Annotated in this window: 22 protein-coding genes; 7 read left to right on the top strand and 15 right to left on the bottom strand. The window is 42.6% G+C overall.

What is annotated here, in order from left to right; genetic code table 11:
• Positions 1-45 precede the first annotated feature (45 nt).
• Complete coding sequence (locus DYC50_RS03385) at positions 46-4,854, bottom strand: YadA-like family protein (RefSeq protein WP_115249003.1); 4,809 nt, start codon at positions 4,852-4,854, stop codon at positions 46-48.
• Between the two features lie 372 nt (positions 4,855-5,226).
• Between DYC50_RS03385 and DYC50_RS03380 the strand changes: the two genes are divergently transcribed.
• Positions 5,227-5,466, top strand: coding sequence for a hypothetical protein (locus DYC50_RS03380; protein WP_115249002.1), 240 nt, complete (start codon positions 5,227-5,229; stop codon positions 5,464-5,466).
• Positions 5,467-5,743: 277 nt separating this feature from the next.
• Here DYC50_RS03380 and mglC read toward each other — a convergent pair whose 3' ends face one another.
• From mglC to DYC50_RS03360, 4 genes are all read right to left on the bottom strand, one after another.
• Positions 5,744-6,754: a galactose/methyl galactoside ABC transporter permease MglC gene (gene mglC, locus DYC50_RS03375; RefSeq protein ID WP_115249001.1), complete on the bottom strand. Its 1,011-nt coding sequence runs from the start codon at positions 6,752-6,754 to the stop codon at positions 5,744-5,746.
• A gap of 18 nt (positions 6,755-6,772) precedes the next feature.
• Positions 6,773-8,290 (bottom strand): galactose/methyl galactoside ABC transporter ATP-binding protein MglA, encoded by a 1,518-nt coding sequence (gene mglA, locus DYC50_RS03370; protein ID WP_115249000.1) that lies wholly within the window; start codon positions 8,288-8,290, stop codon positions 6,773-6,775.
• 52 nt (positions 8,291-8,342) lie between these two features.
• Positions 8,343-9,335 carry a galactose/glucose ABC transporter substrate-binding protein MglB gene (mglB, locus tag DYC50_RS03365; protein WP_115248999.1) on the bottom strand — a complete coding sequence of 331 codons (993 nt, stop codon included), beginning with the start codon at positions 9,333-9,335 and terminating at the stop codon, positions 8,343-8,345.
• A 145-nt stretch (positions 9,336-9,480) separates the two neighbouring features.
• Positions 9,481-10,482 (bottom strand): substrate-binding domain-containing protein, encoded by a 1,002-nt coding sequence (locus DYC50_RS03360; protein WP_115248998.1) that lies wholly within the window; start codon positions 10,480-10,482, stop codon positions 9,481-9,483.
• Between the two features lie 220 nt (positions 10,483-10,702).
• Between DYC50_RS03360 and galT the strand changes: the two genes are divergently transcribed.
• From galT to rraB, 5 genes are all read left to right on the top strand, one after another.
• Positions 10,703-11,746 (top strand): galactose-1-phosphate uridylyltransferase, encoded by a 1,044-nt coding sequence (galT, locus tag DYC50_RS03355; protein ID WP_115248997.1) that lies wholly within the window; start codon positions 10,703-10,705, stop codon positions 11,744-11,746.
• Positions 11,747-11,810: 64 nt separating this feature from the next.
• Positions 11,811-12,968: a galactokinase gene (galK, locus tag DYC50_RS03350; protein WP_115248996.1), complete on the top strand. Its 1,158-nt coding sequence runs from the start codon at positions 11,811-11,813 to the stop codon at positions 12,966-12,968.
• Positions 12,962-13,999 (top strand): galactose-1-epimerase, encoded by a 1,038-nt coding sequence (galM, locus tag DYC50_RS03345; RefSeq protein WP_115248995.1) that lies wholly within the window; start codon positions 12,962-12,964, stop codon positions 13,997-13,999. Before galK ends, galM begins: the two co-directional genes overlap by 7 nt.
• A 116-nt stretch (positions 14,000-14,115) precedes the next feature.
• Entirely contained in the window at positions 14,116-14,514 is a 399-nt protein-coding gene (gene mscL / locus DYC50_RS03340; RefSeq protein ID WP_115248994.1) for a large-conductance mechanosensitive channel protein MscL, read from the top strand.
• Between the two features lie 86 nt (positions 14,515-14,600).
• The gene (rraB, locus tag DYC50_RS03335) at positions 14,601-15,041 is read left to right on the top strand and encodes a ribonuclease E inhibitor RraB (protein ID WP_115248993.1); all 441 of its coding nucleotides are present in this window, start codon (positions 14,601-14,603) and stop codon (positions 15,039-15,041) included.
• Positions 15,042-15,126: 85 nt separating this feature from the next.
• On the opposite strand, the gene DYC50_RS03330 is transcribed toward rraB, so the two are convergent.
• Genes DYC50_RS03330 through ispF form a run of 7 tightly spaced genes read right to left on the bottom strand, consistent with a single transcriptional unit; the run spans position 15,127 to position 19,795 of the window.
• Positions 15,127-15,507, bottom strand: a complete 381-nt coding sequence (locus DYC50_RS03330; protein ID WP_115248992.1) for a hypothetical protein — start codon at positions 15,505-15,507, stop codon at positions 15,127-15,129.
• Position 15,508: 1 nt separating this feature from the next.
• A complete protein-coding gene (gene nlpD, locus DYC50_RS03325) occupies positions 15,509-16,720 on the bottom strand; it encodes a murein hydrolase activator NlpD (protein WP_115248991.1) in 1,212 nt (403 codons plus the stop codon).
• Positions 16,721-16,733: 13 nt separating this feature from the next.
• Positions 16,734-16,922, bottom strand: coding sequence for a hypothetical protein (locus tag DYC50_RS03320; protein ID WP_115248990.1), 189 nt, complete (start codon positions 16,920-16,922; stop codon positions 16,734-16,736).
• A gap of 14 nt (positions 16,923-16,936) precedes the next feature.
• A complete protein-coding gene (locus tag DYC50_RS03315) occupies positions 16,937-17,512 on the bottom strand; it encodes a YqaA family protein (RefSeq protein WP_115250144.1) in 576 nt (191 codons plus the stop codon).
• Positions 17,513-17,545: 33 nt separating this feature from the next.
• Positions 17,546-18,286: a 5'/3'-nucleotidase SurE gene (surE, locus tag DYC50_RS03310; RefSeq protein WP_115248989.1), complete on the bottom strand. Its 741-nt coding sequence runs from the start codon at positions 18,284-18,286 to the stop codon at positions 17,546-17,548.
• 8 nt (positions 18,287-18,294) lie between these two features.
• Positions 18,295-19,302 (bottom strand): tRNA pseudouridine(13) synthase TruD, encoded by a 1,008-nt coding sequence (truD, locus tag DYC50_RS03305; RefSeq protein WP_115250143.1) that lies wholly within the window; start codon positions 19,300-19,302, stop codon positions 18,295-18,297.
• 16 nt (positions 19,303-19,318) lie between these two features.
• Positions 19,319-19,795 carry a 2-C-methyl-D-erythritol 2,4-cyclodiphosphate synthase gene (gene ispF, locus DYC50_RS03300; protein ID WP_115248988.1) on the bottom strand — a complete coding sequence of 159 codons (477 nt, stop codon included), beginning with the start codon at positions 19,793-19,795 and terminating at the stop codon, positions 19,319-19,321.
• A 187-nt stretch (positions 19,796-19,982) separates the two neighbouring features.
• On the opposite strand from ispF, the gene DYC50_RS03295 reads away from it, so the two are divergent.
• Complete coding sequence (locus tag DYC50_RS03295) at positions 19,983-20,981, top strand: YeiH family protein (protein ID WP_115248987.1); 999 nt, start codon at positions 19,983-19,985, stop codon at positions 20,979-20,981.
• Positions 20,982-21,058: 77 nt separating this feature from the next.
• Here DYC50_RS03295 and DYC50_RS03290 read toward each other — a convergent pair whose 3' ends face one another.
• From DYC50_RS03290 to DYC50_RS03280, 3 genes are read right to left on the bottom strand one after another with little or no spacing between them, the layout of a single operon-like run.
• Positions 21,059-21,808 (bottom strand): amino acid ABC transporter ATP-binding protein, encoded by a 750-nt coding sequence (locus tag DYC50_RS03290; RefSeq protein ID WP_115248986.1) that lies wholly within the window; start codon positions 21,806-21,808, stop codon positions 21,059-21,061.
• 9 nt (positions 21,809-21,817) lie between these two features.
• The gene (locus DYC50_RS03285) at positions 21,818-22,501 is read right to left on the bottom strand and encodes an amino acid ABC transporter permease (protein ID WP_425451080.1); all 684 of its coding nucleotides are present in this window, start codon (positions 22,499-22,501) and stop codon (positions 21,818-21,820) included.
• A gap of 22 nt (positions 22,502-22,523) precedes the next feature.
• A complete protein-coding gene (locus DYC50_RS03280) occupies positions 22,524-23,306 on the bottom strand; it encodes an amino acid ABC transporter substrate-binding protein (protein WP_115248984.1) in 783 nt (260 codons plus the stop codon).
• Positions 23,307-23,444: the final 138 nt, after the last annotated feature.

Here is a 23,444-nt window from a genome sequence, read left to right as displayed (position 1 = left end):
CTAGGATTTAGGGTGCAGTCAAAGTGCGATGGTATTTTTGGGCAATTACCATTGATAGCCGACTGAACCACCCGCAATATAATTATTGCGAGTATTTGCCGATGCACCAATTTTGATCACCCATTTCTCATTGTCTGACACACGAGAAACACCTAATGCAACTGCTGATTCATCGCGATAAGTTGTTCCACCAACAGAAACCATTGATTTACCTGGTCTAGTTGGTTGTGCCAACACCCCCAATGCAGCTGCGCCTGCGATACCTGCACGGAGTTTTTTGTCCATATGTTTCATATCGCTAGCAACTTTGTTCACTTTGTTGTCTAGGTGGTTTGTAACATTGCTAAGTTGTGCTACATTCACTGCGTCTGTTGGATCTTTACCTGGTGCAACGTTAGTAATTCTATTACCGCCGTTGTTTAAGCCATTTTGCGTTAAGCTCACAGCTTTATCACCCGTGCCGATAGTTACGCCATCGTTATTCACAACGGTGTTACCAGCAGTTACGCTATCAACTTTAAGTTTTTTGTTCAACGCAACTTTAACGCCAGATGAAGTAACAGAGGTGGTAATATTTTCATCACCATTAACAGCTACTGTATCACCTAATTGACGGTTAAGTGTTTTGCCGTCATCTGCAGTAAAGTTCAAGCCTTTGTTGATCGCTGCAGTGTTATTTGCAATGTTCGTTGCATTTTTTGCCACGTTTTGGTTGGTTTCGTGTAATTGACTACCATTCACTGCGTCTGTACTATCTTTACTTACATCACCTGCTTTCACACCTGTAACTTTGGTATCCCCCGCATCAATGCCGTTATTGTTAATGGTCACTTTATTTCCAATCTTCGCACTATCAAATTTTACATCTTTTACGGTGGATACAGTGTAAATAGTCTGACCATCACTGCCAACATCTGAAGTAATAACGATATTATCGCCTTCTTTCACTTCTATTTTCACTGCTTTTACTGTCTGTTGAATAGTATTGTAGAGCTGCCCACCATTTACTGCATCTTTGCTATTCTGGCTAATATCACCATCAGCAACATTGATAATTTTGTTGCCGCCATTATCTAAACCATCTTTGTTTAGTCTGACTGAAGAACTATCATTGCTGCTATTGGAAATAGTTATACTACCATCAGGGCCTAAATTAAGATTTTTAGCTAATTTCACAGTTAGTTTTGCATCATCACCATCTTGGCTAGCAACAACACCGATATTATTGTCAGTCAGATTACTTTTATCTTTAACACCACCAACAATGGTAGCAGTTTGGTTTAATTTGATTGCAGCGTTTCCTATATCGCCAGCATATTTCACGCCGTCATTTAAGGTTGCAACTTGCTCATTATTCACTTCTAAACGAGGTTTAGCTGCATCTCCATCAACGCCTGGCTTACCATCTGTTTTTGTCGTTAAGGTTACGCCATCTGCACCATCTTTGCCGGCAATACTGATACCTGGTTTCTCATTGCCTGTATCACCTTTAATGGATACGCCATTCTTACCATCTTTTCCAACCACATTAATTGTGCCTGCCTCTTTCGGAGCAGCTGGATTTGATGGGTCTTCTGGGTTTCCAACAGTAATTTCATTGTCGAGAACGATTTTAAGTTGCTTATCTGTTGCATTTGCAGCAACCGTAATTCCTTTCTCACCTTTCAGCTGGATAGATTTGCCTAAATCTTGTTTAACTTCAGTTTTGCTATCATCTGTTAGAATAAAACCACCACCGTTAGTTGCATTAGCAATGTTGTTTACAGCATTACTTAATTTATCTGCAACAACATAAAGTTGCGAGCCATTAATTGCATCAGTTGAATCTTTGTTAATACGTCCTGCCGCAACATTCGTGATAGTACGTTCTTTACCAGCGGAACCAACACTTAATGTTGCGATCGGTGAAGTTCCGGCAAAGCCCGTGTAGGTAATCTGATTTACTGTTGCTTCTGTTGTTGGAACCGCAGCTTCGGTAATTGCGCCTGCTCCTAGTGCAACATCATTCTCATTTTTCGCTTGGGCATTTAACCCAACAGCAATAGCGTTATCTTTTAAGGCTTGTGCATTATTTCCTAAGCTAATTGAATCACTTACTTCACGCGTAACGGCATCATTTCCTGCAAATACGGCGTTGTTAGGATCGCTATTTACAATAACAGCTGTACCAGCTTGGCGACCAATTGCGATGTTATTATTTCCATTTAGGTTTACGCCTGCGGCATTACCTAATGTAACATTATCATTACCATTTAAAGCATTACCCGCTGAAATGCCTAAAGAAAGGTTATTTGAACCATTCAGTCCACCGCCAGCATAAATACCCATTGCGACATTATGGTTAGAGTCTGGATTTGCTTCACCAATTCCGTTGCCTGCACCATCGCCAATCCCAATATTTGAGTATCCTGTCGCAGAATTTCCTGAATTTGCACCAATCCAAATGCTATTTTCAGCATTGCTACCAAGCCCTGCAGAATATCCCATAGAAACTACATTAATACTCAGAGCTTCTGCAGAATCTCCCACTGCAACAGCCCCAGCAGCGGTTGCTTTTGCGTTATGGCCTACAGCAACAGCTGCTAGTTCATCTACATTACTAGAATCAGCAAGAGCATTGCTACCTATAGCAACATCATCAGCACCAATAGCTTGGGTATCTACCCCTGCAGCAAGTGCACCAGCAGCTTTTGCACCGTCGTTATCATAATTAGTGCCCGCACCTTGCGCAGAGCTATTTACGCTGTAATAACGTGTTTTTGCTACTTTAATTGCGTCATTAACAGTGTTTTGACCTGTGCCACCAATATCAGTCATTGTAATATTGCCAGTATTTGGATCTAATGTCGCATTGCCACCTAAAATATTTGTGGTAGTGTTTGCCACATTGCCAAGGGTGTTTGCCACCATATAAAGTTGCGAACCATTAATCGCATCAGTTGAGTTTTCAGAGATTTCACCTGGCGCAACATTGATAATCTGGCGCTCACCCGCTTTTGTTCCAACACTTACAACAGCTTTTGCTTTACCAGCAAACCCACTGTAAGTTATGCCTTGAACTGTAGCATTATTAATTGGTTCTGCTTGACGATCTCTCGCTCCAGAACCAAGGGAAACGTTATTAGCAAGAGTTGCTTTTGCATTTTCTCCAATCGCAACTGTTGCCTGGTTCTCCGTTTTTGCACCTTGTCCTGCAGCAAATGACGCTCTCCCCAATGCTTGTGCACTGAAACCAACTGCTGTTGCACCAACCCCATCAGTTACAGTTTTAGGACCAATAGCTGTATTATAATAATGCTTGGCCGTTGCTTCTTTACCAATAGCAATAGACGTAGTCGCATATGTTCCAATTCTTGCATTTGTACCAATTGCAATAGCATCTGGTGCAAAATACTGAACAGTCGCATTATCCCCCAGAGCTATAGACGATTTATTAGGTGCTTGTGCATTATTACCAATAGCAATTGAATTGGCTTCTGGCTCATCAGCTAATGAAGTAGCAAAACCTTTCTTACCTCTACCACTCCGTGCATTTTTACCAATAGCTATAGTACTTTCGCCATATGATTTCGCTTCAGTACCTTGAGCAAGGCTATCTTGCCCTTGAGCTTGAGCTCCTACACCTGCCGCTAAAGCATTTATACCTGTTGCTCCATCGTTATTATAGTTTCCACCCTGCTTACTGTTATCATTTACACTGTAATAATGTATTAAACGACCAGACAATTCATTGGCTACAGCATATAATTGCGAACCATTGATCGCATCAGTAGAAGTATTAGTAATACGCCCAGCAGCTACATTTTGAATTTGTCGCTGTTTCCCATCTTCAGTTGATCCAACAGAAACAACGCGGCTGCTTCCAATATCCGCGCCAGCAAAATCAGAGTAAGTGATACCATTTACTGTTGCACTTGCTGTTTTATCCGCTCTACCTGTTACACTGTTTTCACCTAATGCTACAGCTCCTGCCACGGTTGCTTGCGCACCATACCCTAATGCTAATGCACCGCCCTCAGTTGCCTTAGCCAGATAACCCAATGCCACGGCATTATTTTTACCAGCTAACGCCCCAGGACCAACTGCTGTGCTAGAAGCACCTACTGCTTGGCTATCTTGCCCCACAGCCATTGAGTTATCACCTTCAGCTTTAGCTACAGCACCAACAGCTAATGCTGTATTACCTGTAGCTTGGGCTTGCTGCCCTAAAGCTGTAGATGATTCTCTCGCTACTGTATTTGAACCAATTGCAACAGCCTGATCTCCACTTGCATTTGCTTTATTACCTATTGCTGTAACAAAATTGCCCTCGGCATAAGTTCCTGTACCAATCGCAATAGAATCATTATCATTTACTGTAACATTACTGCCAATACCTATTACTCTTGCACTTGTTCCAGCTTTATCTTTTTGCACTTTGACGTCATTTCCAAGAACAAAAGATTCCTGCCCATTTACATAGTTGTTATTACCAACAACTCGGCTCGATGCTGCTTGATCCGTAAGTGTATTATCATTACCAAAGACCCCTGAATTGCTTACACTAATTGCACCATTCGCATTACCAACAGCAAAGGTCCCCCCCCTCGAAATAGTAGTGCTATTTTTATTTTTAGCATCGCAAATAACTGACCCATCTCCTGTGCCAGCAACACAAATTGGATCCGCTGCAAATACCTCACTACCTATTAAAAATGAGGCGAGGGTTGTTGCAAATACACTAAATTTAAAATTGAAAAAAGTTTGAGAAGCACTTTTTGATGATTGTGCTTTTGTATATCCTTTAGCTAATTCTGAGGTAACGACCCAATTTTGTTGAGCGTGGTTCCAAATAATACGGAATATTTTATTCATAATTTATACCTAGTTTTGGTTAGTAAAAAACGACTGTAGTCGAAAAAACAATCATATATTAAATTTAGGTTGTGCATAATAGCACAAAACCGCTACATTACTAGGCAATTTCGCGTAATTAATTGTAAATTTTGTGTAAAGTAAACGCCTCCTAACCATTGGGAAAATGATTCTTATAACCTATTGCTCTTTTTGATAATTTGTTTATAACAATAAACAATTAAATTCACCGAAACAGCCATTTTTATTCAAGAACTCATTGAGATAAATAGAAAATTTATCACTCGCAAATATCGCAAGATAAATCATTGCCTACGCTAAGCACTCAAATAGAGTGAAATTGTAACGTAGCATTAATTAAGGATTTGTAAGATGAACAGTGTATTGATGCAACATTGCCCTAAATGCCGAAAAGCGATCACAACAACAATGTTAGCCTGCCCTAACTGTGGATTTTCCTTAGATAAAAACCATTTAGCCCAATTTCGCCAACAATGGCACAACCATTATTTACAAAACCAAGAAATCAATAGAAAAAGCAATAGGTTACATTTAATCTGGCTCGCTATTTTTGCAATTGTTATCGCTGTAAGTTGGTTAGTGAATGGTTAATAACATAAAGGAAGGATTATTTCTTTATGATTATTGTTGGAAATGGTGATCGGGCGGACACATAGATCCGCCCTTACCTGAAAATAGACAATTCACCAACAAAAACAAAATCGCAAAATCTAGAGTAGTAAACATATCCCACCTTAATACCACGCTAGAATATAGAACATAAAAATGCAGGGGCTGACCTATGTGCCAGCCCGTTTGATGTGGAGTTATCTTATTTAATGTAGGAAAAATTAAGTGCGGTAATTTTTTTGCGAATTTTTCACCACACTTATTTTTTCTTCGCGTATTTAAGCGAGTCAATGGCTACGGCGAAGATGATAATGCTACCCTTGATGATGTATTGCCAGTATGGGTTTACGCCAATGTAGGTTAAACCATAGTTGATTACGGTGAAAATCAATACCCCAGTTACCACACCAAGCACCGTACCTACACCACCAGCGAAGGATACGCCGCCCACCACACAAGCGGCAATCGCATCAAGTTCATACATAAAACCAAGGTTATTAGTGGCACTACCGATACGCCCTGCTTCAAGCATACCGCCAAAGGCATAGAATACCCCTGCTATCATATAAATAGCCACAAGATTACGGGTTACGTTTACCCCTGAAACACGCGCCGCTTCTGGGTTTCCACCAATGGCAAAGATGTTTTTACCAAAGCGTGTTTTATTCCATAACACCCACACAAACACAGCACAAATTGCCGCATAAATGGTGATGTAGGAAAGTTTAAAGCTACCTAAGCGGAAAAAGCCTTGCGCAAAGGTAGAGAATTGTTCGTTAAAACCTGCAATTGGTGATGAGCCCACCGCATCATAATAAAGCGAGTTGATCCCGTACACGATGATCATCGTTCCCATTGTGGCAATAAATGGCGTTACATTAAGATAAGCGATGACGATCCCGTTTACTAAGCCAATAATTGCTCCCACTGCACAGACGGTAAGAATCACCACAGGAATAGGAATTTCACTTAAATTTGGGAAAACGCGATTCATATTATCCATTGCTTGTAGCAATGTGGCTGAAATTACCGCGGCAAGCCCCACTTGACGTCCTGCGGATAAGTCTGTCCCTTGCGTAATCAGCACGCCTGCCACACCAAGGGCGATGATTAAACGCACAGAAGATTGGGTAAGAATATTACTAAAATTTCTTAAACTCAAAAAGCTGGAATCTTGCATAATGATAATGCCAAGAAGTACCAACAGCACAAAGTAAATAGCATTTTGCTTAAGGAAATCTAGCGATTTATTTTGTTTTAAAGCTGACATAATTCATTTCCTTCTAAATTAGAGATATTTCGCTGCAAGTTGCAGAATTTCTTCTTGCGAAGTTTTTGCGGTTTCAACAATGCCCGCCACTTTTCCGTTACTCATTACCAAAATTCGGTCGGTTACGCCTAGAAGTTCTGGCATTTCAGAAGAAATCATAATAATGCCTTTGTCCTTTTTAGCGAGTTCCATAATCAGTTGGTAAATTTCAAATTTTGCCCCAATATCAATGCCGCGTGTGGGTTCATCAAGCATTAAAATTTCAGGCTGAGTGAGCAACCAACGGCCAATGACCACTTTTTGCTGGTTTCCGCCCGAAAGCGAGCCTATGGTAGTTTTGTGCGATGGCGTTTTCACGTTCATTGCATCGATCACCCACTGGGTGTCGCTTTTCATTTTCTCACCACTTAGTAGGCCAAGCCGACCTAGATAGGATTTCATATTTGAAATCAATGAGTTAAATTCAATATTTAGGTTGGCATAAATCCCCGTAGAACGGCGTTCTTCCGTGACCAACGCAAAACCGTTATTAATGGCTTCAAGTGCGGTGCGATTTTTCATTGTTTTTCCGTGCAATTTGATCTCGCCCGTTTTGCGTTCACGCACGCCAAAAATGGTTTCCACAATGTCTGTCCGTTTTGCCCCAACAAGTCCTGCGATGCCAAGAATTTCCCCTTTACGAAGCTGGAAGCTGACATCTTGAATAGAAGGTTGGTTCAGTGCCGTTAGGTGTTCCACTTCTAAAATCACTTCTTGTGGCTGGTTGGTTTTTTCAGGGAAACGTTGCGTAAGTTCACGCCCTACCATCATTGCCACAATTTCGTCCATCGTGCTGCCTTTGACTGGCACGGTGTTGATCCATTTGCCATCGCGTAAAATGGTAATTTCATCGCAAATTTTGAAAATTTCGTCCATTTTGTGCGAAATATAAATAATTCCACAACCGCGTTCTTTGAGCTTTTCGATGATTTTAAATAAATGCTCCACTTCTTTTTCAGATAGCGATGAAGTGGGTTCGTCCATAATCACAATTTTTGCGTTATAAGAAAAAGCCTTTGCAATTTCAATCATTTGCATTTGTGAAACAGAGAGATTTGCCACTTTTTCTTTAGGATCAACATCAATATCCAATTCATCAAAAATGGCTTTGGTGTCACGATACATTTTGGCGTGATCGACAAACACACCTTTTAGTGGATAACGTCCAAGCCAAAGGTTATCCATCACATTACGCTGGCGCACAAGATTGAGTTCTTGGTGAACCATTGAAATACCATTTTCAAGTGCTTCTTTTGATGTTTTAAAATTAACTGGTTGATTTAAAAAGAGAATCTCACCTTCGTCTTTAGCATAAATGCCAAATAAGCATTTCAGCAAGGTGGATTTGCCCGCACCGTTTTCCCCCATTAATGCGTGTACTGAGTGAGAACGCACGGTGAGATTTGCCCGGTCTAAAGCTTTAACGCCCGGAAAGGTTTTGCTTACATTGGTCATTGTAAGCAAGACTTCTTGGGTATTTGGTGTGTGTTCTGTCATAGCCAACCCCATAGAAAAGGGGAAGAAAGCCTTCCCCTATATGCCAATAAAATTATTTTAAGAAATCATTTAAGTTGTCTGCGTCAATGCCAACATAAGGAATACGCAATACTTTGTTTTCTAATTTCCAGTTTGTGCCTTCTGCAATTGGTTTACCTTTTGCTAAGTTATCGGCAAATTGCACGATCACTTTACCCTGTGTTACGCCATCGTTTAACACTGTACCTGCCATTTCACCTTTTTTAACTAGCTGTAACACTTCTGGCAAGGCATCTACACCAAAGATTGGTAATTTTTTACCGTGTGCTTTGGTGGCTTCCAACGCGCCCATTGCCATACCGTCATTGTTAGAAATAATCACTTCAATTTCGTTGGCTTTCGGGCTTGATAACCACGCATCCATTTTATCTTTGGCTAATGCCGCGTCCCACATTCCTGTGTCGATAAAGAGTTGTTCGGTTTCAATGCCGTTTTTATTTAGCTCTTCAATCACATATTTCGTACGCGCTTCCGCATCTGGGTGGCCTGGCTCACCTTTCAATAATACATATTGAATTTTGCCATCTTTATTTAAATCGTAGGCAGGGTTAGCTTTCCAGTGTTTTGCAATTAATTGGCCTTGGATCACGCCAGATTCTTTCGGCTCAGTCCCTACATAATAAGCTTGCTCATAACTACCAATGGCTTTTGCACCAGGATCTTTATTGAAGAAAATCACTGGTACATCTTCTAACTGTGCTTTTTTAATAATGGTTGGTGCAGCCGCTGGATCCACAAGGTTAATCGCAAGGGCTTTCACCCCTTTAGAAATCAACACATCAACTTGGTCATTTTGCACTGACTGGGCATTTTGCGAATCGTTCATTAACAATTCAATGTCTTTAAATTGTTTGGCTTCTTTGTCAATTTCTTGACGCATTAATGACATAAAGTTGTCATCATATTTATAAATAGTTACCCCCACACGATTCGCTGCTTGAGCAACAGTACCAGCAAGCCCCAAGGTTAAAGCAAGTGCGGTGATTTTTAATGAGATTTTTTTCATAGGGATAGCTCCTTAATTGTTTAGTGGAAAATTTACCTCTAGCACAATTAAGCATATAAGAAAATAAACTGTAAGACTGTGATCCCTCTCACACTTACTGTAAACGATTACAAAAAATGTTCAAAAATGTGACGGTGATCATAAATTAATCGCAGGGTTCTGTGGAAAATCGTCTGACTAGGGTGGGATTAAATTGGGTATGAATCGGTGTATTAATGCGGTTATCCACCAAACTTAACGCCAGATTTGCCGCATAAGTTGCCATTAAATCAATGGGATAGCGAATAGTGGTGAGCTTCGGAATCAGATAACGAGCAATGGGCATATCATCAAAGCCGATAATGGAAAATTGTTTCGGCACGTTGATATTGTTTTCATTCAGCACCGAAATTGCGCCTGCCGCCATTGTGTCGTTATAAGCCACCACGGCGGTCAAATCAGAATTGTAGCTCAACAAATGGATCATCGCCTGCTCTCCCCCTTCAAAATCAGGCGAACTGTGCGCAATACGATGCTCCGCCATTGGCAAATTGTGCTGCGCAAGGGCATTAAGATAGCCTTGAATACGCTCTTTTTCATCATTAATTTTATGATTTGAACCAATATAACCGATGTGCTTATGCCCAAGGCGGATTAAATTTTCCGTAGCAATAAACGTCCCTTTGGTGTTATCTAGGCTTACGCAGCGATTTTCATAGCCTTGTACCACGCGATTAATCACCACCATTCCCGCAATGCGGCTTAAATATTGGCTAAGTTCTTCATCGCTCAAGGCTTTGGTGTGAACCACCAAACAGCTACAACGCTTGCGTAGCAAGGTTTCAATGGCATTACGTTCCTTTTCCGCATTATGATAGCCAATGCCGATCAAAATGCTTTTGTTGTGCTGTTCCGCCACTTTATCCACTGCTTTCACTAAAATCGCAAAGAAAGGATCGGTAACGTCCGTGACCACCACGCCAATGGTGTCAGTGTTTTGCAAGGCAAGGGCTTGCGCATTAGCATTCGGGTGATAGCCCAATTCCTGCACCGCTTTTTGCACTGCAAGGCATGCCTTTTCACTGGCGGAAGAATGATTATTCAACACGCGCGAAACCGTTGCCACTGAAACGCCCGCTTGTTTTGCTACATCACGAATAGTAATCATCTTCTCCCCTAAAAACTCTGCAAATTTACACCGCACTTATCATATAAAGAATTTTCTGTGATTGAAAACGCTTACTTTAAAAAATGAAAACTACATCACAAAAAAATCACACTTTTTTTCTCAATTTGTGATCTAGTTAATAGTTTATTTTTGGCAATCTGCTATTTTATAGCAGTTTATTTTTGTAACCGCTTTCATATTTTCACTTAAGGAGAACATTATGTCTGAACAATTTGTTGCGGCAGATCATCCACACCGCCGCTATAATCCGCTTATCGATCGCTGGGTATTGGTTTCTCCCCATCGAGCAAAACGTCCGTGGCAAGGTCAGCAAGAAAAAAATGAAGAAACGCAAAAACCGAGCTATGATCCAAGCTGTTACCTTTGCCCAAACAATAAGCGCATTACAGGCGAACAAAACCCAGATTACCGCAAACCCTTTGTGTTTAAAAATGATTTTTCCGCCTTGTTAGAACAAACGCCAGCCCCCGCGCCGAGTGATGATCCCCTTTTCCAAACTGCCGCTGCTGAAGGGGAAAGCCGCGTGATTTGCTTTTCACCGGATCACAGCAAAACCTTACCATTACTCACGGTGGAAGAAATTGTTGATGTGATTGACGTATGGCAAGCTCAGCTTAACGAGCTAGGGCAGCGTTATCCTTGGGTACAAATCTTTGAAAATAAAGGGGCGGCAATGGGTTGTTCCAATCCGCACCCACACGGGCAAATCTGGGCAAACAGTTTTCTGCCTAATGAAGTGGCACAAGAAGATTTAGCGCAACAACGTTACTTTGAAAAACACGGTTCTGTGCTATTGGTGGACTATGTGCAACGTGAATTAGCGCTGAAAGAACGCATTGTGGTGGAAACCAAACACTGGGTTGCCCTTGTACCTTATTGGGCTGCATGGCCTTTTGAAACCTTATTACTGCCAAAAGTTCATATTAAAAATTTCGCCCAGCTCAGCACTGAACAACAGCAAGATTTGGCGCTTGCCTTGAAGTTGCTCACCACCAAATATGACAACCTGTTTGAAACCTCTTTCCCTTATTCAATGGGCTTTCATTTTGCCCCATTTAATGGCAAAGAAAATGATCATTGGCAGCTGCACGCGCATTTTTATCCCCCATTATTACGCTCCGCCACGGTGCGAAAATTTATGGTGGGCTATGAAATGCTAGGCGAAAGCCAGCGCGATCTCACCGCAGAACAAGCGGCAGAACGATTACGTGCCTTAAGCGATATTCATTACAAATTACGCTAGGGTCTGTTGATAACTCAAATGCACAATGAATTATCAACAACCACTAAATCAAAGGAGACAACCGATGAACCCACAACAACGAGCAGAACAATTATTTTCCGAAAAATTCCACCGCACTTTTGATCTGCGTGTTTATGCTCCTGGGCGTGTCAATATTATCGGCGAGCATACGGATTACAATGACGGCTTTGTAATGCCTTGCGCGATTAATTACGGTACAGCAGTATGTGGCGCAAAGCGTGATGATAGCCTTTTCCGTGTTTATGCCGCCGATCTTGATGAATTTGACGAATTTGATCTTGCTAAACCCATTGAGCCTAATCCCGCCCACAAATGGACGGGCTATGTACGTGGCGTGGTGAAATTTATTCAAGCGCAATGCCCTGACTTCAAACAAGGCGCGGATTTAGTGATTAGTGGTAACGTCCCACTTTCTGCGGGGTTAAGTTCTTCTGCTTCGCTTGAAGTGGCGGTGGGGAAATTTTGCCAACAGCTCGCACAACTTCCGCTCAGCGATACCCAGCTGGCATTAATCGGGCAGCAAGCAGAAAACAAATTTGTGGGCGCGAATTGCGGCAATATGGATCAGCTGATCTCCGCCCTTGGACAAAAAGATCATTTATTAATGATCGATTGCCGCAGCCTTGAAACTCAGCCAACCCCTGTCCCTAATAATGTGGCAGTGATGATCGTCAATTCGCACGTTAAACACGATTTAGTGGCAGGTGAATACAACACACGCCGTGCGCAATGTGAACAAGCCGCAGAATTTTTTGGTGTGAAAGCCTTGCGTGATGTGTCCGTAGAACAATTCGAAAAAATGGAAGAAAAACTCACCGCACTTGATCCTATCGTGGCTAAACGTGCTAGACACGTTGTTAGCGAAAATGCACGCGTGCTTGCCGCGGTAGAAGCCTTAAAACAAGGTGATCTCACAAAACTTGGGCAATTAATGGCACAATCCCACGATTCAATGCGCGATGATTTCGAGATCACCGTGCCACAAATTGATTACTTAGTCGAACTGGCTCAACTTGCCGTGGGTAACACTGGCGGTGCAAGAATGACAGGCGGTGGCTTTGGTGGTTGTATCGTGGTGGTAGCGCCGTTGGATAAGGTGGACGCCGTGCGTAATATCATCGCAGAAAACTATGAAAAACAAACGGGATTAAAAGAAGATTTCTATGTTTGCACCGCCTCACAAGGGGTCGAAGTATGTTAAGACAATCTCACACAGGGCTTGCGCCAGACGGCAAGCCCTTCAAGCTATTTACCCTAACCAATCAACAAGGAATGCGCATTCAATTAATGGATTGGGGCGCAACTTGGCTTTCTTGCCAAGTGCCTGTTAATGGCGGCTTACAAGAAGTGCTATTGGGCGCGCAAGTGTCTGATTACCTAAAACAACAGGCCTATTTAGGTGTAACCGTAGGGCGTTATGCCAACCGTATTGCCAACAGCCGTTTTCGTTTAAATGGCAGAACGGTTTACCTTAACGCCAATCAAGGCAAACACCAACTTCACGGCGGCGAAGGCTTTGATAAACGCCGCTGGCAAGTGGAAAAGTGCGGTGATAATTTTGTCCAATTTTCCCTGTTCTCGCCAGATGGCGATCAAGGTTTTATCGGCAATGTGCAAGTGAAAACCACTTATCGCTTAACGGAACAAAATAACGTTCGCATTGAATTTGAAGCCCTAAGTGATGAAGACACACCGCTTAATCTTACCAATCACGCCTATTTTAATTTAGATAATGCAAGCCAAGGCACGGACGTTCGCGGGCATTTTCTGCAACTGAATGCGGACTATTTTTTACCCGTGGACGGACAAGGCATTCCTAACGCGCCACTCAAAGCGGTGCAAGGCTCAAGTTTTGATTTCCGCCAAGAAAAAACGCTCGCGCAAGATTTCTTACAACAAGAACAGCAGCTCACCAAAGGCTATGATCACGCCTTTTTACTCAATGGCACACAACCTTGCGCTGTGCTGACTTCCAGCAATCGTCAACTTTCCCTTGCCCTTTCCACCTCACAACCAGCGTTGCAAATTTATACGGGGAATTATCTGGCTGGCACGCCAAATCGCCTAGGCTATGCTTACCAAGATTATCAAGGCATCGCCCTTGAACCAGAATGTCTGCCAGATACCCCAAATCACCCAGAATGGCAAAAATACGGCGGAATTAGCAAAAAATATCAACCTTACCAACAATGGATAGAGTATCAGTTCCACAGCAATATTATGCCGAGATAACAGAAACCCAGATGTGCAAATAAAAGTTAAAATATTGCTGTACTTCTTAATTTTTATTCCTATAATACCCGCTCTTTGAATAATTTATCTCTCATTTTTAACCTTAGGAGCTTTTTATGAGTTTTATGAAAGAATTCCGCGAATTTGCAATGCGTGGAAATGTTGTTGATATGGCTGTCGGTGTGGTTATCGGTGGCGCATTTGGCAAAATTGTTAGTTCATTAGTTGCTGATGTGATTATGCCTGTATTAGGTTTATTCACCGGTGGCGTAGACTTCAAAGATTTACACATCGTATTGAAGCAAGCGGTAGGTGAAACACCAGCTGTAACCTTAAACTATGGTCTATTTGTACAAAATATTGTTGATTTCGTGATCATTGCCTTTGCAATCTTCTTAGTAATCAAAGGAATCAACAAAATGAAAAAACCTGTTGAAGAAGCACCAGCTGCCCCAGCAGAGCCTTCAAATGAAGAAAAATTATTAACTGAAATTCGTGATTTATTGAAAAAATAATCCACACTTTCTATTATAATCTCCCTTATTATAGGGAGATTTTTTTATCTCCGTCATTCACCGATTCTTAATAAAAGGAGAACACAATGAAAGCCATTCCTGATAACGCCGAATTACAGCAAGAAACCAAAAGTATCATTCAACAATTACTTGATGATGGTAGCGATCCTAATGCACTTTATATTATTGAACATCATATTAGCCACTATGATTTTGAAAAATTAGAAAAAATCGCGGTTGATGTATTTAAAGCGGGCTACGAAGTCTCTGATGCAGAAGAATTTCAAGACGAGAATGGTAAACTTTTGTTTTCCTTTGACGCCATTAGTGAAATTGAATTAAACGAAAAACAGATTTTCGCACAGCAACAAGAACTCATACCATTAATCAGCAAATTCAATGGCATTTATGACGGCTGGGGAACTTACTTTGAAGATCCTAATGCCACAGATGACGAATATGGTGAAGACGGTGAGTTTTTTGACGATTTTGATGATGAAGACGAACATACCCCAAGCCACCATTAATCATATCGTTTAATCTTAAAAATAAAGTAAAAAAATCCCCGCACTTGGTTATAAAGTGCGGGAATTTTTTTAGATATTTTCGAACTTATCTCACCTTTTTCCGAATTTCCCACTGATTATTGATATTCAATAAATAAAGGCTTTTGTCTTTTGCCGCATAGCCACCTTTTACCGCATCTAAAATTAAATTTTGCGGTAACTTCGCTGAGAAAACTTCTGCTTTACCTTGTTCTTCAGCAAGAATGACATATACCGCAAGGGTTGGGCTTTCAGGATCAGTTAGACGAATATCGGCAATGGAAAAAGGTTGCACGCATTGCTGCTTGAGTTCTGACCAAGTGTAGCCTGCTGAAGGAATGCAGCCTTTTTCATCGCGGTCTGCGCCTACTAAAGGCATTGACGAAGGGGAAGTACAGCCCATTATCAGGGCTGTACTGAGCAAGGATAACGTGATAGTTTTTTTCATCTTAGCGTCTTGGTAAATAGTTTACAGGATCAACGGATTTACCTTTGTAACGAATTTCAAAGTGAAGTTTTACGCTATTTGTGCCAGAGCTTCCCATTTTGGCAATTTGCTGACCTGCGCGTACTTCTTGCTGATCTTTCACTAAAATGCTTTCGTTATGCGCATAGGCACTGAGGAAATCATCATTATGTTTGATGATGATAAGATTCCCATAACCGCGCAACGCATTTCCTGCGTAAACGACACGGCCTGCTGCGGCGGCATTAACTGCTTGACCACGCGAACCGCTAATGTCGATCCCTTTGTTGCCACCATCTGAAGTGGAGAACCCTTGCACGATTTTACCGCTAGTTGGCCATTGCCACGCCACATTTGATACGGCTGGAGCTTGAGTTTGCACTGGTTTTGCTACAACTGGTGCAGTTGGGGTTACCGTTACAGGCGCTTGCGCAGCGGCTTGTGCTGGTGTGCCAGTATTTGATTTGACTGGGCCAATAATTGAGCCGTCAGAGCCATATTGTGTGCCGTTAGGGCCTGGTGTATAGGTTACCGCTGGCTCAACAGGCTTAGCTGGTTTTTCCGCAGGTTTTGCTGTGCTAGCGGTATTCACTGGCGCTGGTGCGGTTTCGTTAGACGCTTTCAAAGTTTGTCCTACGCTTAAGGTATAAGGCTCAGACATATTATTCATTGCCGCAAGCTCTTTGACATCAATGCCGCAAATATAAGCGATTAAGAACATCGTATCGCCTTTGCGTACTTTATAGGTGTTCCCTTTATAAAAGCCTTTGTCGATTTTGCTGTAATCTGGCGCATTGGTTTCAGGGTTACGTGGAATCTCAAAATTTTGCGAAACCTGTTGTGCTTTGGCAGCTGTGTTAGCTGCAGTTTTTTTAGTTTGTTGAACCACTTGGTTTGCTTGTTGTTGCACTTGATTTGTTTGTCGCTGCACTTGGGCCACCTGCGGAGCTTGCACTTGTGGCGTTTGTACTTGCGGTGCTTGATAAGCAGGTTGCGCCGTTGGTGCAGTCATTGTGGCAGGCATACTTTGTTGTTGAATTTGTGGTTCCCAAGTATTGCCTGCGTTGCTATCTACGGGCTGCATTGTGCCTGGTGGTAATGCGCCATCAGCACTTTCTACAGGCGCTGGTGCGCTCGATGAACAAGCGGATAGCACTGCCACGCTAATAGGTAAAAGTAAAAATGATTTTTTCATTGGAGTTCCTCTATTAATTCATTGATTCTGGCATAGGTTGTTTTTCAATAATCGGTTGCCATTGGGCATCTTCCGTTGCGCCAGTGCTAAGCACAGGCTGCATCATTCCCGGTGGAAGGGCATTTTCATCTTGCTGTTGTGGTTCTGATGAACAAGCTCCTAACAGAGAAAAGCAAGCAAATAAGATTAAAAATTTCTGCATTTTTGACCGCACTTTTATTTGAAAATGAAATAAATGATCACAGCAAGAAGCACCACAGCCCAGCCAATCCATTCAATAGATTGGCGTAATTTATGGGCAAATTTCTGCCCGCCCCAAGCGGATAATTTCGCCACCAAGATAAACCTTGCCAGCCGTGAAACGAGGGAAATGAGCAAAAAAGGCACAAATGCCATATGCATTACACCCGCACAGATAGTAAAAAGTTTATAGGGCAACGGCGTAAAGCCCGCAAGAAACATCACCATAACGCCCCAACGTTGAAACCAACTGAGCAGGGTGTCAAATTGTGCTTGATAACCAAGGCTAACGAGATAATGCTGAATACTATCAAAGGCATAATAGCCCAGTGCGTAGCCCACAATCCCGCCAATTGCGGAAGCGACGCCAGCATAAACGCCAAAACGCACAGCACCTTTGGGCTGAGAAATCGCCATTGGGATCAGCATTACATCGGTCGGAACAGGGAAAAAAATGGATTCAATAAAGCTAGTAAAAATCAACCAACCCGTTGCATAGCGGTGGGTTGACCACTGCATCACCTTATCGTACATCGCACCAAATATTTTCAATGGCATACCCTCAATTATTTGCAAAGCGAAATATTATTCACTTTTTAACCAATCTTGTAAAGATTGAAGTGAATGATACGCCGTCATATCCGCTTGAATTGGCGTGATCGAAACATAACCATTTTTCACTGCGTGAAAATCCGTGCCTTCTTGCTCATTTTCCGCCAAGCCAGCTGGGCCAATCCAATAAATGGTGTCGCCACGGGGATCTTGTTGTTTAATCACTTCCGCAGCCGCAGCGCGATAGCCTAAATAGCAAACTTTAATGCCTTTAATTTCTTCATAAGGTAAATCTGGCACGTTAATATTAATGATTTCGCGGCTTTTCAGTAACTGATTATGCAATTTCGGCACAAGTTCACACACAATGCGTGCAGCGGTTTCATAATGCTGACGCCCATCAAGGGATACCGCAATGGCAGGCAAGCCAAGATGACGACCTTCAAACGCCGCAGCAACCGTGCCAGAATACAGCACATCATCACCTAAATTCACCCCTGCGTTAATGCCAGACACCACCAAATCCACTTGCCCAGACAGAAAACCATTCAAGGCTAAATGCACGCAATCGGCAGGCGTGCCATTAATGCAATAATCGCCATTATCCAATTTCATTGGGCGTAAAGGCTCAACCAAGGTGAGCGAGCTTGAGGCAGCACTGCGATTACGATCAGGCGCAACCACGGTAACTTGGGCAATTTTACGCAATTCTTTGGCAAGCGCTTTAATGCCTTCGGCGTGAATGCCGTCATCATTTGAAAGTAAAATATTCATTGCATTTCCTATTCCATAATCTGTACTAATTCGCGAACGAGCGCCGTGGCATAACTGCCAGCAGGCAGATAAAATGCCAGTTTTAGCCCTTCGGGTAAAAATTCCCAATGCAAATGCTGTGCTTGCATTAAGAGCGGGCGGCGGCTTGGTTTCATTCGTTCTTTTTGCATTAAATTTAAAATATCTTGATGTTGCTGCACAATCGCCATTTCACGCGGATTAGTAGGCTGAATGCTTTCCCCAACTAAAGGCGCGGTGAGCAAAATATCTTGATTTTCTAACCGCTCTTTTAAGGCATTTAAATCTTCATTTTCATCAATTTGAAACCAACTGTGCGAACCGTTGAGCTGCACAATGTCGCCCAGTAAAATTTGCTGTGTAAGCTGTGCTTGAATGCGATCGGACACCACCAAATTAAATATTTCACTGCGTGCGGCGGAAAGATAAAAACTGCGTTTTTTGCGATCTTTCACCTTAATTTCGCCTTGCGCCCAACGCATCGCCTGAGTGAGATTATGCCCATCACGGCCAAAACGTTGCTCAGTAAAATAATTAGGAAAACCGAAATTTTTCAGCTTTTCCAACCGCACTTTGAGATCCTCTGTTTCTTTGGCATCACGCAATAAAATCTCAAAATGATTGCCATCTAGGCTGCCCGTACGAATTTTGCGGTTATGCCGTGTTACGTTGAGAATTTCCACTCCCTCTAGCTGAAACTGGCTGAAATCAGGGGTGGGCTGGCCTGCCATATGTAAGCAGAACCATTGTTCCGTAACCGCCTTGCGATCTTTCAATCCAGCATAACTCATATTACGTGCTGGAACGCCCGCAAACTCCGCTAATTTTTCGCCGACAAACAGCGTGTTGGCATCGGTTTTTCGCACATAAAGGGCAACAAACTCCCCTTCGCCCGCCATTTCATAGCCTAATTCTTCTTTGACAATAAAATCCGCACATTCGGCTTTTAAACGTGCTTGCTGTGAGGGTTGGGATTGTAAAAAGGCTAATTCTTGCATTGTTTTTTCTTGCATTTTAAGCCTTCACCAAAAGTGCTACCGCTTCACAAGCGATCCCTTCGCCGCGCCCAGTAAAACCGAGCTTTTCGCTCGTGGTGGCTTTCACGTTCACCTGTTCCACATCGCAATCTAACACCTGTGCAATGGCAGCGCGCATATTATCAATATGCGGACGCATTTTTGGCGCTTGCGCAATAATGGTTACGTCCACATTGCCGATTTTGTAGCCCTTGCCTTGTACTTGACGATAAGCCTCTTGCAGCAAACCTTTGCTGTCTGCCCCTTTATATTGTGGATCGGTGTCTGGAAATAATTTACCAATATCCCCCAGCGCCACCGCACCTAACAAGGCATCAGTTAGAGCGTGCAACGCCACATCGCCATCACTGTGCGCTAGCAAACCTTTCTCATAAGGCACTGCTACCCCACCAATCACAATTGGCCCTTCACCGCCAAAGGCGTGTACATCAAACCCATGCCCAATTCGTATCATATTCTTTCCTAATTGCTGATCAAAAATAGTGCAAGATTATAGCATCACAAGCCCTATTCAAAAATGGATAATTTAAGTGTGGTGGGATTTTTGTGAGTTTTTAACCGCACTTTTATTTGCTTGTGATATTTACTTCTTAGAAAAATCCGTTACTGTATAACGCTAACCTTGCTGTATGGAGAAATCAATGAAACACCTCACCCTTATTCCCGGTTTATTATTAACTGTTTTAATTAGTGTGCTGGCGAGCTGGGTTGCGCAAACTCAGTTGGCGGTGCAGTGGCATATTAGCGCCTTGACCTTAGCTATTGTATTGGGGATTTTGGGCGGTAATACCTTTTATCCTTATATTGAGCCGCAAATGAAAACGGGCGTGTTGTTTGCCAAAGGCTTTTTGTTGCGTTGCGGGATTGTGTTATTTGGTTTTCGTTTAACCTTTCAGGATATTAGTCAAGTGGGATTCAGTGCGTTATTTGCCGATGCTAGCGTGCTGATTTTGACCTTTTTGCTTACTTGTTGGGTAGGGATTAAGTGGCTGAAAATCGATCGTCAGATCGTCCAACTCACGGCGGCAGGCTGTAGTATTTGTGGGGCGGCGGCGATTATGGCGACAGAACCGATCGTAAAAGCGCCATCTTATAAAGTTTCTGTGGCAGTGGCATTGATCGTGATTTTCGGCACGCTGAGTATGTTTCTTTACCCTGTGTTGTATCCTTATTTGCAAGCCTATTTACCTGATCAGGCGTTTGGTATTTATATTGGATCAACAATTCACGAAGTAGCGCAAGTGTATGCCGCAGGCGCGAATATAGGCTCTCAAGTGGCGGATACTGCGGTGATTTCTAAAATGTTGCGAGTGATGATGCTCGCGCCACTTTTGCTCGCGTTGTCCTATTTTTTACGCAAAGAAAGCGGAGAGCAACAAGGCAAAATTGTGATTCCTTATTTTGCGTTATTATTTATTGGCGTAGCAATTTTTAATTCTTTCAATGTATTACCGCAAGCCGTAGTGAGTTTTTTGGTTCAGCTTGATAGCGTTTTATTAATGATGGTAATGGCAGCATTGGGGCTAACCACTCATATGAAATCCCTCAAGCAAGCAGGCACAAAACCGCTTTTATTGGGGGCGATAATTTGGCTATGGTTAATAGTGGGAGGCTTAGGGATTAATTTGTTGTTAGCATAAATTTGATTGGCTTTGCATAGAAAAAGGCGTTAAAAAACGCCTTTTTTTCACCGCACTTTTTGTGTGATCTTACCTTATTATTCTGCCTTTAAACGATGCAAAAAGGCTTTGGTGCGTTCGTGTTGTGGGTTGGCGAACAATTCTTGCGGTGAGCCTTGTTCCACAATCACCCCACCGTCCATTACCACCACCACATCTGCCACATCTAGTGCAAATTTGATTTCGTGGGTAACTACCACCATTGTCCAGCCTTCATTGGCGAGTTCCTTCATCGTGTTTAATACATCTTGCACTAATTCAGGATCAAGTGCCGAAGTTGGCTCATCAAATAGCATTAGTTCAGGCTGAATGGCAAGGACGCGAGCAATGCCGACACGCTGTTGCTGGCCGCCTGAAAGTTGGTAAGGGTAAAGATCTTTCTTATCTGACAAGCCCACTTTCGCAAGCAACGCTTCCGCTTCTTGACGCACAATTTTCGCATCGCGCTTTTGCACTTGCACAGGACCTTCCATAATATTTTCCAACGCGGTTTTGTGCGGAAATAGGTTGTATTGTTGGAACACCATTCCTGATTTACGGCGTAATGGCAGGATTTTTTTCTGAATATCAGGGCTGGCAAAATCCACATAAAGCGGATTTTTTTCAGCAAAATCAATCGTGCCTTTTTCGGGTAATTCTAAGGCATTCAAACAACGTAAAAACGTGGTTTTTCCCGAACCAGAAGGCCCCAGAATCACCACCACTTCGCCTTTATGAATATCCAGATCAACCCCTTTTAAAACCGGATTATCAGCAAAGGTTTTATGAATATTGCGTACTTTGATCATTGCCTTCCCCTATCGTGCCACATAGCGATCTAAACGTTTTTCTACCCGCGCTTGAATGATAAACAGCACGAAACAGAAACACCAATACACCAAACCTGCTTCAATATACACAGGTAAGAAATCGTAAGATGAATTAGCGATTTGTTGCGCCACGCGGAACATTTCGGTTACGGTTACCACAGAAGCCAAAGAGGTATCTTTAAACAAGCCGATAAAGCTATTGCTCAGCGGTGGAACGGCAACACGGAAAGCTTGCGGAGCAATAATGCGGCGAAAGGTTTGCATATAGGTCATACCAATGGTGTAACCTGCTTCCCATTGTCCTTTCGGCACAGATTGAATGGCCGCACGCACGGTTTCAGAACCGTAAGCCCCCACATTCAGGGAGAAGCCAATAATCGCCGCAGGAATAGGATCGATAAACACGCCCAGCGCAGGCAAGCCGTAAAACACCACGGAAATTTGCACTAGCATTGGCGTACCGCGAATAATCGAAATATAGACTTTCGCAATCGCCAACAAAATACGGTGCAACCAGCCATTGACTGGGGTAACGCGTAATAACGCCACGCCCACCGCGATAATCATTCCCAAAAAGAAAGAAACAACAGCAAGCGGTATTGAAACCAATACCGCTGCTTTAACCATTGGGAGAAACCCGTTTATCACCAGCTCAGCGCGAGCATCGGTCATAAAGGGTAAGGAAGCTAAGAAATTATTTAACACTGATATCCTTTCCAAAGAATTGTTCACCCAGTTTTTTCAGGGTGCCGTCATTATGTAATTCCACGATTGCCGCGTTAATTTTGGCTAACGCCTCTTCGTTATTTTTATTCACAATTAAGCCTGCGCCCACTTTTTCCTCAGATTCCCAGAACGGTTTTAAACCTGAATTTGGATTTTTCTTTAAATAATCCAGCAGCGCTAAAGAATCGTTAAAGGTTACGTCTGCACGTTTTTGTTGAATTAACAATAAACCTTGTGCCATTCCGTCAATTGGCACAATTTGTGCACCGTAATTTACCGCTAATTCACCATAGTTAGAACTCAAGGTCTGTGCGGCTTTCAAGCCTTTCACATCTTCCACTTTGTGAAGACGATCTTCATCTTGGCGCGCAAGCAACATTGCGCCCGACCAGCTATAAGGCTCAGATTTATCAAAAGTGGCTTGGCGTTCAGGGGTGGTCAATGCCACTTGGTTTGCTACTAAATCGAAACGACCGCCTTTTAAGCCAGCAAGCATTGCGTCCCATTGGGTTTCTTTAAATTCTACGGTTACGCCCAATTTTTCTGCCACAGCGCGGGTAACTTCCACATCATATCCAGTTAATTTTCCGCTTGCATCGTGGTAAGTGAACGGCGCATAAGTGCCTTCTGTTCCTACCGTGATCGTCCCTTTATTGTTAATACGTTCAATCAAACTTTCCGCTGCAACGGCTTGGCTTGCGGTGGCAAAAGCAAAAATAGATGCGGCTAAAAGCGTTAATTTTTTAGACATAAAGTTCTCCTTAGTGAAACTAAATGAAATTATTCAAAATTCAATGCAAGGCATTGTAAAAGAAATGCCCTAATTTACAAATAACTTAAAAGCATAAGTTATGAAAAACCTTAATATATCAAGCCTCAATATACCTAA

This window comes from Avibacterium avium, assembly GCF_900454535.1.
In the GTDB taxonomy this organism is placed as follows: Bacteria; Pseudomonadota; Gammaproteobacteria; order Enterobacterales; family Pasteurellaceae; genus Avibacterium; species Avibacterium avium.
The sequence above is the reverse complement of the archived record's forward strand: the minus strand, read 5'-3'. Positions and strand labels throughout refer to the sequence as shown.

Bases quoted from the DNA above. Each gene is read 5' to 3' on its own strand.
- DYC50_RS03385 (WP_115249003.1), bottom strand. From the start codon at position 4,854: ATGAATAAAATATTCCGTATTATTTGGAACCACGCTCAACAAAATTGG.
- DYC50_RS03380 (WP_115249002.1), top strand. From the start codon at position 5,227: ATGAACAGTGTATTGATGCAACATTGCCCTAAATGCCGAAAAGCGATC.
- mglC (WP_115249001.1), bottom strand. From the start codon at position 6,754: ATGTCAGCTTTAAAACAAAATAAATCGCTAGATTTCCTTAAGCAAAAT.
- mglA (WP_115249000.1), bottom strand. From the start codon at position 8,290: ATGACAGAACACACACCAAATACCCAAGAAGTCTTGCTTACAATGACC.
- mglB (WP_115248999.1), bottom strand. From the start codon at position 9,335: ATGAAAAAAATCTCATTAAAAATCACCGCACTTGCTTTAACCTTGGGG.
- DYC50_RS03360 (WP_115248998.1), bottom strand. From the start codon at position 10,482: ATGATTACTATTCGTGATGTAGCAAAACAAGCGGGCGTTTCAGTGGCA.
- galT (WP_115248997.1), top strand. From the start codon at position 10,703: ATGTCTGAACAATTTGTTGCGGCAGATCATCCACACCGCCGCTATAAT.
- galK (WP_115248996.1), top strand. From the start codon at position 11,811: ATGAACCCACAACAACGAGCAGAACAATTATTTTCCGAAAAATTCCAC.
- galM (WP_115248995.1), top strand. From the start codon at position 12,962: ATGTTAAGACAATCTCACACAGGGCTTGCGCCAGACGGCAAGCCCTTC.
- mscL (WP_115248994.1), top strand. From the start codon at position 14,116: ATGAGTTTTATGAAAGAATTCCGCGAATTTGCAATGCGTGGAAATGTT.
- rraB (WP_115248993.1), top strand. From the start codon at position 14,601: ATGAAAGCCATTCCTGATAACGCCGAATTACAGCAAGAAACCAAAAGT.
- DYC50_RS03330 (WP_115248992.1), bottom strand. From the start codon at position 15,507: ATGAAAAAAACTATCACGTTATCCTTGCTCAGTACAGCCCTGATAATG.
- nlpD (WP_115248991.1), bottom strand. From the start codon at position 16,720: ATGAAAAAATCATTTTTACTTTTACCTATTAGCGTGGCAGTGCTATCC.
- DYC50_RS03320 (WP_115248990.1), bottom strand. From the start codon at position 16,922: ATGCAGAAATTTTTAATCTTATTTGCTTGCTTTTCTCTGTTAGGAGCT.
- surE (WP_115248989.1), bottom strand. From the start codon at position 18,286: ATGAATATTTTACTTTCAAATGATGACGGCATTCACGCCGAAGGCATT.
- truD (WP_115250143.1), bottom strand. From the start codon at position 19,302: ATGCAAGAATTAGCCTTTTTACAATCCCAACCCTCACAGCAAGCACGT.
- ispF (WP_115248988.1), bottom strand. From the start codon at position 19,795: ATGATACGAATTGGGCATGGGTTTGATGTACACGCCTTTGGCGGTGAA.
- DYC50_RS03295 (WP_115248987.1), top strand. From the start codon at position 19,983: ATGAAACACCTCACCCTTATTCCCGGTTTATTATTAACTGTTTTAATT.
- DYC50_RS03290 (WP_115248986.1), bottom strand. From the start codon at position 21,808: ATGATCAAAGTACGCAATATTCATAAAACCTTTGCTGATAATCCGGTT.
- DYC50_RS03285 (WP_425451080.1), bottom strand. From the start codon at position 22,501: ATGACCGATGCTCGCGCTGAGCTGGTGATAAACGGGTTTCTCCCAATG.
- DYC50_RS03280 (WP_115248984.1), bottom strand. From the start codon at position 23,306: ATGTCTAAAAAATTAACGCTTTTAGCCGCATCTATTTTTGCTTTTGCC.